The organism is Saccharothrix espanaensis DSM 44229 (assembly GCF_000328705.1).
GTDB classification, from domain to species: Bacteria; Actinomycetota; Actinomycetes; order Mycobacteriales; family Pseudonocardiaceae; genus Actinosynnema; species Actinosynnema espanaense.
The window spans coordinates 2,482,380-2,496,309 of the sequence record NC_019673.1 but is presented as its reverse complement, the minus strand read 5'-3'; the positions used below and the strand labels follow the sequence as shown (position 1 = coordinate 2,496,309).

At 73.3% G+C, this 13,930-nt stretch carries 9 protein-coding genes; 5 read left to right on the top strand and 4 right to left on the bottom strand.

Annotation, left to right across the window (positions count from 1 at the left end; all coding sequences use genetic code 11):
• The gene (locus BN6_RS11455) at window positions 1–894 is read left to right on the top strand and encodes a helix-turn-helix domain-containing protein (protein WP_015099786.1); all 894 of its coding nucleotides are present in this window, start codon (window positions 1–3) and stop codon (window positions 892–894) included.
• A gap of 177 nt (window positions 895–1,071) precedes the next feature.
• Entirely contained in the window at window positions 1,072–2,973 is a 1,902-nt protein-coding gene (locus BN6_RS11450) for a S8 family serine peptidase (RefSeq protein ID WP_015099785.1), read from the top strand.
• Window positions 2,974–3,256: 283 nt separating this feature from the next.
• On the opposite strand, the gene BN6_RS11445 is transcribed toward BN6_RS11450, so the two are convergent.
• On the bottom strand, window positions 3,257–3,790 hold the full coding sequence (locus tag BN6_RS11445; protein ID WP_015099784.1) for a hypothetical protein: 534 nt from the start codon (window positions 3,788–3,790) through the stop codon (window positions 3,257–3,259).
• Between the two features lie 234 nt (window positions 3,791–4,024).
• Between BN6_RS11445 and BN6_RS11440 the strand changes: the two genes are divergently transcribed.
• Window positions 4,025–5,086, top strand: a complete 1,062-nt coding sequence (locus BN6_RS11440; protein WP_015099783.1) for a hypothetical protein — start codon at window positions 4,025–4,027, stop codon at window positions 5,084–5,086.
• A 27-nt stretch (window positions 5,087–5,113) separates the two neighbouring features.
• On the opposite strand, the gene BN6_RS11435 is transcribed toward BN6_RS11440, so the two are convergent.
• On the bottom strand, window positions 5,114–5,542 hold the full coding sequence (locus BN6_RS11435) for a hypothetical protein (RefSeq protein WP_148302834.1): 429 nt from the start codon (window positions 5,540–5,542) through the stop codon (window positions 5,114–5,116).
• A gap of 99 nt (window positions 5,543–5,641) precedes the next feature.
• On the bottom strand, window positions 5,642–9,100 hold the full coding sequence (locus BN6_RS41805) for a S8 family serine peptidase (RefSeq protein WP_015099781.1): 3,459 nt from the start codon (window positions 9,098–9,100) through the stop codon (window positions 5,642–5,644).
• A 139-nt stretch (window positions 9,101–9,239) separates the two neighbouring features.
• Here BN6_RS41805 and BN6_RS11425 point away from each other — a divergent pair, with 139 nt between their 5' ends.
• A complete protein-coding gene (locus tag BN6_RS11425; RefSeq protein ID WP_015099780.1) occupies window positions 9,240–11,978 on the top strand; it encodes an AfsR/SARP family transcriptional regulator in 2,739 nt (912 codons plus the stop codon).
• A 27-nt stretch (window positions 11,979–12,005) separates the two neighbouring features.
• Here the strand turns inward: BN6_RS11425 and BN6_RS11420 are convergent, their stop codons facing one another.
• Window positions 12,006–12,215: a hypothetical protein gene (locus BN6_RS11420; protein WP_041312592.1), complete on the bottom strand. Its 210-nt coding sequence runs from the start codon at window positions 12,213–12,215 to the stop codon at window positions 12,006–12,008.
• 220 nt (window positions 12,216–12,435) lie between these two features.
• On the opposite strand from BN6_RS11420, the gene BN6_RS11415 reads away from it, so the two are divergent.
• Window positions 12,436–13,836, top strand: a complete 1,401-nt coding sequence (locus tag BN6_RS11415) for a lamin tail domain-containing protein (RefSeq protein WP_015099778.1) — start codon at window positions 12,436–12,438, stop codon at window positions 13,834–13,836.
• Window positions 13,837–13,930: the final 94 nt, after the last annotated feature.

Genomic DNA, 13,930 nt, shown 5'->3' with positions numbered 1-13,930 from the left:
GTGCCAGAGTCGGCCGGTACCCGCCTGAGCCCGTTCGCCGAACTGCTGCGGCGGGCCATCCGGCAGCGCGGCGCGACCCTGGAACGGCTGGCCGACCACCTGCGCGGGCAGGGGACCCCGGTCAGCCTCGCCACCCTGAGCTACTGGCAGTCCGGGCGCAGCCAGCCCGAGCGGGCGGTGTCGCTGGCGGCGCTGCGCAACGTCGAGCGGTACCTGGGGCTGCGCGGCGGCGAACTGGCCGGCCTGCTGGACGCGCCCCGGCCGCGCGGGCGGCTCGCGCACCGCACGCCCACCGCCGAGCCGATGTCGAAGATGTGGCCGGACGCCCGGTCGCGGCACCGCGCGCTGGACGGCCTCGGGCCGCGCGACGAGACCCGGCTGACCCGGCTGAGCATCGTCTCCCGGGTGGAGATCGGCCCGGACCGCGCGGAGCGCCGGCAGTGGACCCGGCACATCCTGCGGGCCGAGGAGGACGGCGTGAGCAGCATCGTGCTGCTGTTCTGGGCCGACGCCCAGCCGCCGCCGATCCTGGTGCCCACCCGCAACCTGTCCGTGGTCGCCCTCAACCGGGACGAGGATTCCGGCCTGGCGGCCGCGGAACTGCAATTCCCGCGCCCGTTGGCACGGCACGAGACGATCATCGTGGAGTACGAGATCGAGCAAGTCGGCACGGTTCCGGCGACCAATCACGAGCGGCGCACGCGGATGCCCACCCGGGAACTGCTGATCGAGGTGCGGTTCGACCCGGCGGCGCTGCCGGCCCGCTGCGAGCAGTTCTCCGAGATCGGCGACCGGCACCTGGTGCGCCCGCTGACCTGGGACGACTCCTACACCGTGCACGCGCTTGGGCTCGACCTGGGCGCGGGCGCGTTCGGGATTCGCTGGGAGTGGTGATTCAACTGTTAGCCGGGAACCGGTTTAAGCTTTAACAGGGATAAGCCGCGCGACCCTTTGCAAACCACGAACGGGCTGGCAGTATTCCGGCGCGCACAATTTTCAGAGGTCGAGCCGGGCCGCCGGCCGGTTCGGTCGTGCGCGCTCCTTCCCTGCACAGTGAGGAATCCGGCAAGAATGAAGAACACACTCTTGCGGGCGGCGGTGATGGTGGCCGCCGCAGCGGTCGCCACGGCCACCGCTGCGGTCCCGGCGTCCGCAGACGTGACGATCCTGGGCGCGGACGCGCCCGGCGCGATCAAGGATCGTTACATCGTCAAGCTCAAGAGCGGCACCCGGTCGGCGGCCTCGGTCACCGGCAAGCACGGCGGGCGGGTCCGGCACCACCTGGAGATCATCAACGGCTACTCGGCCGAGATGACCCCGGCCCAGGCGAAGGCCGTCGCCGGCGACCCGGACGTGGCCTCGGTGGAACAGGCCCAGCGGGTGGTCGCCCTGGACACCCAGACCAACCCGCCGAACTGGGGCGACGACCGGATCGACCAGCGCGACCTGCCGTTGAACAGCTCGTTCGGCTACCCGGCCAACCCGGGCCAGGGCGCGCACGTGTACGTGCTGGACACCGGCATCAACGCCAACCACGTCGACTTCTCCGGCCGGATCGGCGCGGGCGCGGACATCGTGGACAACGACACCACCCCGCAGGACTGCCACGGCCACGGCACGCACGTCGCGGGCACGGCCGCCGGCACGTCCTACGGCATCGCGAAGAAGGCCACCGTGCACGCGGTCCGCGTGCTCGACTGCGGGGGCTCCGGCTCGAACGACGACATCATCGCGGGTATCGACTGGGTCAAGGCGAACGGGGTCAAGCCCGCCGTCGTCAACTACAGCATCGGCTGCTCGCAGCGGTGCACGGGCGTCGCCGTGGACAACGCGGTGAAGGCGCTGATCGCCAGTGGCGTCCAGTTCGTGCAGGCGGCGGGGAACTCGACCGACGACGCTTGCTACTACAGCCCGCAGGCCGTGCCCGAAGCCGTCACGGTCGGCAACTCGAACCGGAACGACGCCCGGTCCTCGTCCAGCAACCACGGCACGTGCCTGGACCTGTTCGCGCCGGGCGAGAACATCGTCTCGGCGTCGCACACCGGCACCACCGGCTCGGCGACCATGACCGGCACGTCGATGGCGTCCCCGCACGTGGCGGGCGCGGCGGCGCTGTACCTGGGGCAGAACCCGTCGGCGACCCCGGCGGCCGTGCGCGACGCGCTGGTCACCAACTCCACGCCGGGCAAGCTGACCGGCATCGGCAGCTCCCCGAACCGGTTGCTGTACACCGCGTTCATGAACGGCACCACGCCGCCGCCCACCGGCTGCGAGGGGCGCAACGACACGGACTACACGGTCAACGACAACGCGACCGTGGAGAGCCCGATCACCCTGGACGCGCGGTGCGGCACGGCGTCGGCGAGCGCGACCGTCGACGTGACCATCCCGCACACCTACATCGGTGACCTGGTGGTCTCGCTGATCGGGCCGGACGGTGCCGCGTACGTGCTGCACGACAAGGCCGGCGGCGACGCCGACAACCTGGTGAAGACGTTCTCGGTGAACCTGGCCGGCAAGGCCGCGGCGGGCACGTGGAAGCTGCGCGTGCAGGACGTCGAGACCAACGACACCGGCCGGCTCGACACGTGGACGCTGAAGTCCGGCGCCACCCTGGGCGGCGGCACGACCTGCGCGACGCTGTCCAACGGCACGGACGTGGCGATCGCCGACAACAGCACGGTGGAGAGCTCCATCGCGAGCACCTGCACCGGCACCGCGTCGGCCACCGGCTCGGTGGCGTTGTCGATCCTGCACACCTACCGGGGCGACCTGGTCATCGACCTGATCGCGCCGGACGGCAGCGCGTACCGGATCAAGAACGCCGACGCGAACGACAGCGCCGACAACGTGACCGGCTCGGTCGCGGTGGACCTGTCGACGGAGTCCCGCGCGGGCACCTGGAAGCTGCGGGTGCAGGACGCGGCGGCGAAGGACACCGGCACGGTCGACAGCTGGTCGCTGACCCTCTGACCCCTGTGCCCCTGCCGCGAACGGCCCCGGTCTCCCCGGGGCCGTTCGTGTTCCCACCGGCCGTTGGGGTTTGCGACAGTCAGGGTTTTCGACGGCGTGCCGTTTCGGTGGCTGTTGAGGAACTACGCCGGTGAGAGTCGCCCGCCCACGCGGTCGCGGACGCGGCGCAGCAGGGAGCGGGCGGTGCGTTTGTCGCGGCCGGCGGCGGTGTCCAACGGAACGTCCACCCCGTCCGGTGAGCCAGGGCTGGTCGGGCAGATGACGAAGGTTCCCGAACAGCCGTTCAGAGGTTCGGCAGCGCGAGCGCCGCGCCGATCACCGCGCTGATCAGCAGGCTCACGCCCATGATCGGCCCGGCCAGGCGACTGCTGGTGGTGGTGACCGCGCGCAGCCGGGGCACGGCCCACCCGAGCGCGGCCAGCTGCGCGACGCCCACGGCGGCCACGCCGAAATCGCTCAGGAACAGTGCCAACGGCAGGAAGTGCACCGCCACGACGACCGCCACCCACCAGGCCATCCACCGCGACTGCCCGCGCCGCGCCAGCAGCAGGCAGCCGAGCCCGGCCAGCACGACCTCGGCCGCGACCAGCACGCCGAACCAGACGTACTTGCCCTGCAACGCGGTCGGCTGGCTCCAGTTCAGCGCGGTCAGGACGCCGAACCCGGCGGCGAAGGCGACGCCGAGCCCCGAGCCGACGCCGAGCCGGACCCGCCACGCGCGCGGCGGGTCCTCTTGGGACCACCCGAACCACACGAAGGCCATCAGCCCGAACCAGGCCGTGGTGAAGCACTGGTCGCGCAGGAACTCGGTCAGCATCGGTACTCGTCCCCCGGGGCACGTCTGCGGCTGCCGGCCCGAAAGGCTCACGCCGACCCGGCCACCCTAGCCAACGCCGGGCAGCGCACCCGCGGGTTCCTCACCTGTGCGCCAACCCCGGCGACGGCCCGCGACGGGCTGGTCACCGGGGGTCGATCAGCGGGCGGTCAGCCGGCGGTCAGGCAGCGGCCAGACGGTGATCCGGTCTGAGTTCACCACCTCCCGAGGAGCACCATGACCCTCCAGCGCACCGCCGCCGCGGCTCTCGCGGCCGTCCTGATCGCCGCGTTCACCACCCCATCCACGTCCGCCGCGCCGTCCGGGTCCGCGTCAGGGTCCGGGTCCGCGGCGACGTGCACGGCGAGCTACCTGCCCCTGCCGGCGGGGCTGCCCGGCGGCTCCGTCACGGCCGCCGACAGCGTCGGGGGCTACGCGGGCTACGGCTACGTCGTGAAGAGCGGCTGGTCCTACAGCGCCCGCGCGCTGCGCTGGTCCAACGGCCAGGTCACCGACCTCGGGCAGCTCGCGGGCGCGGGCAGCGACGTCGTGGTGACCGGGGTGAACCGGCACGGCACGGTGGTCGGGTGGGCGGCCGGGCCCAAGGCGTTCCGCTCGAACAACGGCCGGCTGGAGGCGTTGCCGCTGCCCGCCGGCGCGACCGGCGCGCGGGCCGAGGGGATCAACGACAGCGGCGACGTCGTCGGCAGCGCGCAGAGCGTCCCGCCGGACACCGCGCCGCACCCGGTCTACACGCCGGTCCTGTGGCCCGCCAACGGTTCCGCGCCGGTCAAGCTGACCGGGCTGCCGTCCGCCGGGCAGGCGAAGGCCACCGCGATCGACCAGGACGGCACGGTCCTGGTCGAGCACTACCCGACGCGCGAGAAGTCCTACGGCGCCACCGCCCTGTACCTGTGGAAGTCGGGCACGGCCCGCAAGCTCGTCAACCCGCCGGACACGACCACCGTGCGGGGCAACGGGTTGGCCAACGGCCGCGTGGTCGGCGAGACCTACCCGGCGTCCGGGTACGACGGCAAAGGCGTGCTGTGGGACCAGAACGGCACCCCGTCCCGTCCGGCGACCAGCGCCGACCTGTCGTCGATCAACCGCTCGGGCCAGGCGGTCGGCTGGTCGGAGTCCACTGCGGGCAGCTACGCGGTGTGGCAGCTCAACACCGTGACGGCGAGGCTGACCGCCAAGCCGAGCGTCGAGGTCTCGGCCGACAACGGCACCATCGGCGGGCGCAGCGTGGTCGGCTCGGCGTCCTACCCCAGCCCGACGCTGTGGCGGTGCGGCTGAGCGTGCCACCGGCCGAGGCGCGGGGGCTCAGTTGCCGACGCCGTCGTGCCCTGGCTCGAGGTAGGTGTAAGCGTCGCCGCAGAGGATGACCGCCTCCCGCCACTCCGGGTTGAACCGGTAGCCGGAACCCAGCGCGCGGCGGAGTCCGCCCGGCACACCGCGCTTGCGCAGGCACACGCCCTGCTTCCGGTTGTTGACCTTGGCGCGGGGGTCTTGGCGGTTCGTGTAGCTCTTCGGCGCGTGCTTGCGGCACGCGCCGCGAGCCGCGTTCAACCGCTCCGCGTCGGTGTCCGGCGGGAAGGTGCCGATCTTGGCCGTGCCGTCGGAGCGGACGATCGCCTCGGTCAACTGGATGCCGTTGTCGCGCATGCACCTGGTGTACGCGGCGGCCCGTCCCTTGGTGCCGTGCACGATGCACGCCGACAGCACACCGAGCAGCAGCACTACCGTCCCCACGCGGAGCATGCTTCTCACGCCGCGAGTCTGTCAGAGTCGGCCGGCGCGACGCCAGGAAAGTGGCCGGTGGGGGCCTGTCACGGCCCCCACCGGCGCGCGTCACGCCCGGAGCCGGTACGCCCTGAGCACGGTCTGGTCGACCGTGTTGCCGTCCGTGTCGGACGCGACCACCCGCAGCGACACGTGGTCACCGGGCTTGCCGCCGCGCGGCACGACGGACCGGACCGGGACCCAGTTCTGCCCGTCGTCGAACGACGCGAACGCTTCGACCTCCCGCACGGTCGCCTTGCCCGCCCCGGCCTGCCGGGTCACGGTGAACTTGACCGGCAGCGGTGTGCCCGCCCGTGCGCTGTTGCGGACGTCCAGCTGGAGGTTGTAGCCCACCTGGAGCAGCGGCGGTCGCGCGGTCGCGCCGTCGCTGGTGAAGCCCCACGTCGTCTGGACGCTCGTCGACAACTCCAGTTGGGGTGCGCCACGGGACGCGGTGAGCGCGAGTTCGTAGCGGCCGGCCTCAGCGGGCACCTCCCACCGGCCCCGCCACGGGTCCCAGGCGACACCGAGCGAAACGCCGTCACGCTTGAGCTCCATGGTGCCGAACCCGGTGCGCACCCACGATTCCACCGCGCGGGAGGTCGCGAACGGCGACACCGCGGCCTCGATCCTGTTGCCCACGCGCGAAACACCGCCGCCGGTCGCCCACGAGACCACCGTCGTCGTGTCGAACCGGGGTGCCCCGACCGCCGCGCCCCACGTGCGCTGGTACCGCCTGCCGGGCGCGAACGTCGCCGGCTCGACGTCCGACCAGACGCCGACCAGCGGGTCACGCGCGTCCGTGCCGAACATGCGGCCGACGAACCCCTCCTGGTACCACCCGATCCCGCCGCCGGCGCTGTAGTACTCGGTGCGGGACGCGGGCGCGACCAGCGCTTCGTCCATCACCGCGGCCAGGTTGCGCGCGGCGACCCCGGACCGCATCGGGTAGAGGCGCTGGCGGACCAGGCCGTCCGCGCCGGAGGAGCGGTACTCCGCCCGGACCTCGGCCAGGTCGCGGCGCTCGACCCGGTACGTCCGGCCGGCCGGCAGCGCGCCCTGCTCCGGGTAGAACAGGTTGTAGCTGACCGGCGAGGTGTCGACGGCGGCGATCGTGACCTGGCGGCCGATCTGGCGGACCAGGTCCGCCGCGGCGTGGTCGGCGGCGGACAGCACGGGCAGCGCGGTCGGCGGCTCGCCCGGCAGCGGCAGCGGGCCGAGCAGCAGCACGGCCGCCGCGCCGGCGTCCTTCAACTGCTGGGCGACGGTGTAGATGTCGTCCGCACCGAGGTCCGTGACGACGAGCGCGCCCTTGACGTCACCGTCGCGCTTGGCCGTGCGCAGCTTGTGCGCGCCGGGCGCGAGGTAAGGGCTGGAGTCGGCGTAGCGCACCGGGAAACCGAACTCCCGCAACGACACCCGGGGCTGCGCGGCCTTGACCGTGGTGGCGTAGGTCAACTGCGGCAACGGATCGCCGAACGCCAGGCCGTACACCGGGGTCGACCCCTCCACCGAGCTGCCCACGCCGGAGTTCTTGCTCGGGGTCATCGGCACGCTCAGATCGACGTCGCGGTGCAGCGGTCGCACCCGGTCGTCGGCGAGGTCGACCTCGATCGGCTTGGCGTCGCCGGCCTTCAGCTCGACCGTGACGTCCCTGCCCAGCGACACCTTGCCCGCGACGTCGGTGATCGAGACCGGCGCGTACCAGCTGGGAAGTGCCGAATACTGTTCCACCCGGCCGAGAACGGCGTAGTCGGAGACCGGCAGCCGGACAGTGCCGACGCCGTCGGCGTCCAACAGCAGGACGCTGGACTGGCCGCTGTTCAGGTCCACCACGAGCAGGTGCTCGTTGAGCGGCGGCTTGCCGTCGCGGCCGGTGACCTTGGCCGTCAGCGCGTGCCGCTCCTCCTGCACGTACGCGCCGACGGCGGTGGTGAGGGCGATGCCGGGCGCGGAAGCCTTGACGTGCCCGAAGAACATGCCGTTGCCCTTGGCCGGGTCGAGCCGCACGACGACCGGCGCGGTGCCGTGCGCGGGCACCACGACGTTGGACGGCACGGTGAAATCGGCCCCGAGGTCGTGCCGCAGTTCGAGCGTGACAGGCTGGTCACCGTCGTTGCGGTAGGTGACGGTCTTCTCGAAAACGTTGGTGTGCGGCCATTCCAGCAACCCGAACGACAGGCTCCCGACGTCCGCGCGCACCCCCTGCTCGACGGCGCGCCGCACGTCGAGCAGCCCGGTGCCGACGTGGTCCGCCGAGTCCGCGACGCCCTGGGCCGACGCCATGAGCTGGGCCTTGAGCTCCCGCGCGGTCCACGTCGGGTTGCGCTGCGCCAGGATCGCCGCCGCGCCGGCGACGTGCGGGGCGGCCATCGACGTGCCGGTCAAGCGAGCGTGCAGCTCGTCCACGGCCTGTCCGGGCAGGGTGTCCTTGGCCCGCGCCGCGACGATGTCCGTGCCGGGGGCGGCGATGTCGGGCTTCACCGCGTAGTCGCCGTACCTCGGGCCGCGCGACGACGATTCGGCGAGCGCGCCCTGCTTGGTGAGGTTGGCGACGGCCAGCGCCTCGTCGGCCGCGGCGGGACCGGACACCTTGCGGTAGGTGTAGCTGTTGCCCGCCGCCACGACGAACAGCGCGCCGGTCTCGGCGGTGAGCCGGTCGACCGCCTGCGACAGCGGGTCGGAGCCGTCGCTCTGGTCACCGCCCAGGCTCAGGTTCACCACCTTCGCGCCGACCTCGCGCGCGGCCCACTCCATCCCGGCGATCACGGCGCTCTCCGGGCAGTCGAACGCCCCGCAGACCCGCCCGACGGCGAGGTTCGCGCCCTTGGCGACCCCGGTGTACCGGCCGCCGCGCCCGGCGACGGTGGCCGCGACGTGCGTGCCGTGGCCGTCGTTGTCCTGGATGCCCTCCCCGGTGAAGTCCTTGGCCGCGGTGACGACGCCGCGCAGCTCCGGGTGCTCCTGGTCGTAGCCGGTGTCCAGCACCGCCACGGTCACCCCGCCGCCGTCGAACCCGGCCTGCCACGCGCCCGGCGCGCCCACCATCGGCACGCTCTGGTCGAGCGCGACCCGCGCCTTGCCGTCGAGCCAGAGCTTGTCGGCACCGAGGGCACCGGTGGCGCGCTCGGCCCACCGACGTGCCGCCTCCGCCTTCGGGATGGCGCTCGCCGCGCGCAGTCCGTTGGTGAGCAACGGGATCCGGTCGGTGCGGGCGTCGTCGTAGCCGAAGTCGCGCAACGCCGTGATGTCGAAGAACCGGCGGTCGAGCCGGTCCTGCGCCACCGCGTCGAGGGCGTCCTCCGGCACGACGTACTGGTGGTCGTCGCGCACGTAGCGGACGAACCGCGCGCCCGGCCGGCCTTCGACCCGGACGAGCGCCCCCTCCCCGTCCACGACCACCTTGTCACCGGTGATCAGTGTGATGGTCGCGTCCTGCGGCGCGATCACCGGGGCCGCTTGCGCGACCACCGGGCTCAGTAATCCGGCGGCCAGTACGGCGGCCGCCACCCAACGTGCTCGGTGCACGTGTCCTCCCCAGAGGTGAATGTGCTTCTACCGTGAAGACTCGTCACGCGGTCGTGCCGTTGCCCCGGCGCGGCGACTAGGTTGGACCTGGTACCCGTCCGGGTCGCCGACACGGTCTCGCCGAGGGGGCGAACGCGGCATGGAGGTGCGGTTCGGCCTGCTGGGCGAGGTGACCGCGCACGTCGGCGGGCGGCCGGTCGACCTCGGGCCCGCCCGGCAGCGCTGCGTGCTGGCGGCGCTGGCCGTCGACGCCAACCGGGTCGTCCCGCTCGACACCCTGGTCGAGCGGGTCTGGGGCGCGGCGACCCCGAGGCGCGGCCCGGCCGCCCTGCACAGCTACATCTCCCGGCTGCGCCAGGCGCTGGCCGGTTCCGCCGAGGTGGACCTGGTCCGCCGCTCGGGCGGTTACGCCCTCGTGGTGCGCGACGACCGGGACGTCGACCTGCACCGCTTCCGCGAGCTGGCCGGGCGGGCCGACGCGGCGTCGCTGACCGAGGCGCTGGGGCTGTGGCGCGGCGAGCCGCTGGACGGGCTGACCGGCGACTGGGCGGCGGCCGAGCGGGTCCGGCTGCGCCGGGAGCGGCTGACCGCCGAGCACGACCTGGTCGACGTGGTGCTGCGCGCGGGCGGCGGCGGGGAACTGGTCGCCGACCTGGCCGAACGGGCGGCGCGGCACCCGTTGGACGAGCGGGTGGCCGGCCAGTACCTGACGGCGCTGCACCGCGCCGGCCGCCGGGCGGACGCGCTGGAGCACTACGAGCGGCTGCGCCGGCGGCTGGCCGACGAGCTGGGCACCGACCCGTCCGCGCCGCTGCGCGACCTGCACCGGCGGATCGTGGACGACGACGAGCGGCCCGGCACCACCCGGGCCCCGGTGCCCCGGCAACTGCCCGCCGCACCGCGCCCGTTCACCGGCCGGGGCCGTGAGCTGGACGCGCTCACCGCCGCGCTGGACCGGGGCAGCGCCGGCCGCACCGTGGTGATCTCGGCGATCGCCGGCGCGGGCGGCATCGGCAAGACCTGGCTGGCGCTGCACTGGGCGCACCGGCACGTCGACCGGTTCCCGGACGGGCAGCTGTTCGTGGACCTGCGCGGGTTCAGCCCGGACAGCACGCCGATGGCGCCGGCCGCCGCGCTGCGCGGGTTCCTCGCCGCGCTCGGCGTGGAGCCGACCCGGCTGCCGGTCGAGCCGCACGCCCAGGCCGCCCTGTTCCGCAGCCTGGTGGTGGACCAGCGGATGCTGATCGTGGCGGACAACGCCGCCGACGCCGCCCAGGTCACCCCGCTGCTGCCGGGCGGCGACTCGTGCACGGTCCTGGTCACCAGCAGGCGGCGATTGCCGAGCCTGATCGCCGGGCACGGCGCGCGGCACGTGCCGCTGGACGCGCTGTCCGACGACGAGTCCCGCGCGCTGCTGACCGCCCGCCTGGGCTCGGGTCGGGTCGGGGCCGAACCGGCGGCGGTGGCCGAGCTGATCCGGCTGTGCGGCGGTTTCCCGCTGGCGCTGGGGATCGTGGCCTCGCGCGCCCACACCCAGCTCGACCAGCCGCTGGCGGCCCTCGCCGACGAGCTGCGCGACCTGGGTCTGGGAGCGCTGGACGAGGACGACCCGACGGCCGGCCTGCCCGCCGTCCTGTCCTGGTCCTACCGCGCGCTGCCGGCCGACCAGGCCGCCGCGTTCGCGCTGCTGGGCACCGCGCCGGGCCCCGACATCGGCCTGCCCGCCACCGCCTCGCTCACCGGCCTGTCACCGCGCGGGACCAAAGCCGTGCTGCGCGGCCTGGAACAGGCGTCGCTGCTCACCCAGGACACCGGTGGCCGGTACCACATGCACGACCTGATCCGCGCTTACGCCGCCGGGATCGCCCAACGCGACCTCGACGAGCGCACCCGCCTGGCGGGCCTGCGGCGGGTCCTGGACTTCTACGCGCACACCGCCCACGCCGCCGCCGTCCTGCTGCACCCGGACCGGCCCGCGATCCACCGGGAGCCGCCCGCGCCGGGCGTGCGCCCGCAGCCGGTCCCGGACGTGCCGGCGGCCGTGGCGTGGTTCGACGCCGAACACCGGGCGCTGCTCGCCGCGCAGCGCACCGCCGAGGCCGCCGGGTGGCACCGGCTGGTGTGGCTGCTGGCGTGGACGCTGACGACGTTCCAGCAGCGCCGGGGGCACCGCGACGACCAGCTCGCGACGTGGCGGACGGGGCTGGCCGCCGCCGAGCACCTGCCCGACCCCGCCGACCACGTCCTGGCCCACCGGCTGGTCGGCCTGGCCTACTCCAACCTGCTGCGCCACGACGAGGCGATCGGCCACCTGCGCGAGGCCCTGGCGCTGGCCGAGCGGCACGGCGACACCATGCAGCAGGCCGAGAACCACCGGGTCCTGGCGGGCGTCTGGGACCTGTCCGGCGACAACCGCAGCGCCCTGGAGCACTCCGTGCGCGCCCTGGACCTGTTCCGGGCGCTGGGTGAACCGGTCGGTGAAGCCGACGCCCTCAACGACGTCGGCTGGTACGCCGCCCAACTGGGCGAGTACGACACGGCCCGCGACCACTGCCGGGCCGCCCTGGCCCTCTACCGGCGGCACGACGACCAGGCGGGCGAGGCCGCCGCGTCGGACAGCCTCGGCTACATCGCCCACCACACCGGCGCGCACGCCGAGGCCGTCCACCACTACGAGCGCGCCCTGACCCTGTACCGGGACCACGGCAACACCTTCAGCGTCGCCAACACCCTCGACGACCTGGGCCACCCGCACCTGGCGCTGGGCCGTCCCGACCTGGCGCGCGCGGTGTGGCGGGAAGCGCTGGAACTGTTCCGCGCACAGGACCGCGCCGCCGACGCCGAACGGGTCGAACGCCAGTTGGACACCACCCACTGATCCCCCGCCTTCACCTCCACCGGGCGGTCACCGGGAACGCCTCTTGAGGTGGAAGACGATCAGCAGCACGATGCACAGGACGGCCACGCCGCCCGCCGCCATCCGCCACTCGTTGTCCACGCCGAGGAACGAGCCGACGGCGTTGAAGGCACCGCTGACCGCGAGGGCCAGCCACAGCAACACCTGGACGACCACGCCGCCGGACCGGACCTGTTGCACCTGGTTGTGATTGCTCATGAGGGAGAACCTACGAACGCGCGGCGTCCCCGACGATCCCTCGCACAGCCGGATCGGGGTGGTCCCAGCACTACCCGACGGCCTGGTGCGGACGCCACGCGCGGGTGCATGTGCAGCTTCTGTTGGCCGGGCGTTCAGGTCGACGCCGAGGGTGTGCAGCAAGCTGCTCAAGGAGCGTCAGCTCCGGTGTCTGTTGGCCCCCTGCGAGTAGGAGCGGACTTTGCGCGCACCACTTGGGCGACTCACGATGGCGGTGCTGGCCGTGGCAGCGGTCGGGTTCTCGACCACGACGGCGCTCGCGGCACCCGCCGCGGCCGACGTGCGGATCAACGAAGTCGAGTCCAGCGACGGCAGCCCTGGTGACTGGGTGGAGCTGGTCAACACCGGGACCACGGCGGTGGACGTGTCCGGCTGGGTGGTGAAGGACAACGACAACTCCCACGTGTTCACCGTCCCGAACAGCACGACGGTGGCCGCCGGCGGGCACCTGGCACTGGACGTCGACCCGGTGTTCGGCCTGGGCAGCTCCGACTCGGCGAGGCTGTTCCGGCCGGGCGGCGGCACGCTGGCCGACTCGTACAGCTGGACCAAGCACGCCACGACGACCTACGGCCGCTGCGCCGACGGCGTCGGCTCGTTCACCACGACCACCGCCGCCACCAAGGGTGCCGCGAACGCGTGCCCCGGCGGCACCAACCCCGGCACCGCGTGGCCCGGCGGATCGACCGTCGCCAACGCCGACGCGACGAACGCGTTCGGCGGCAACCTGAGCGGCCTGGCCTTCGAGAGCGCCGGCGTGCTGTGGGCGGTGAAGAACGGTCCCGGAACCCTGTACCGCCTGGTGCCCAACGGCACGGCGTGGCGCCCGGACACCACCGACGGCTGGGGTTCCGGCAAGGCGTTGCGCTTCGCCAACGGCGGCGGCGACCCGGACGCGGAAGGCGTCGTGGTCACGCCGGACGGCCTGTTCGTGGCGACCGAGCGGGACAACAACGGCAGTGCCAGCGCGCCGAAGGTTTTGCGCTACAACACGTCCGGCACGGCCGCGACCCTGAACGCCGCCGCCGAGTGGAACCTGACCGCCGACCTGCCGGCGGTGGCGGCCAACAGCGGCCTGGAGGGCATCACCTGGGTCCCGGACGCGGTCCTGACCGCCGGGGGCTTCCGCGACGAACGCACCAACGCCGCGTACACCCCGAGCACCTACCCGGGCCACGGCTCCGGCCTGTACTTCGTCGGCCTGGAAGCCAACGGCACCATCTACGCCTACGCCCTCGACCAGGCGGGCACCTCCTACACCCGGGTGGCCACGATCCCGAGCGGCTTCCCGGCCGTGATGGAACTGGAGTTCGAACCGGGCACCGGCCGGCTGTGGGCGGTCTGCGACGACACCTGCCAGGGCCGCACCGCCACCCTGGAGATCAACACCCAGGGCAAGCTGGCCATCACCCACACCTACGACCGCCCGACCGGGATGTCCAACTACAACAACGAGGGCTTCGCCATCGCCCCCCACTCGACCTGCGCCGCCGGCCGCAAACCCGTCCTCTGGGCCGACGACGGCAACACCAGCAGCCACGCCCTGCGCGCCGGCACCCTGAACTGCACCACTGCGAAGTAACCACACCCTGGCCTCGGCCCGGTCGCTCCCCGATCGCTTCGGGATCGGGGAGCGACCACCCGCCCCGGCGGCGATCGGGTTGCTCAATTCGGGT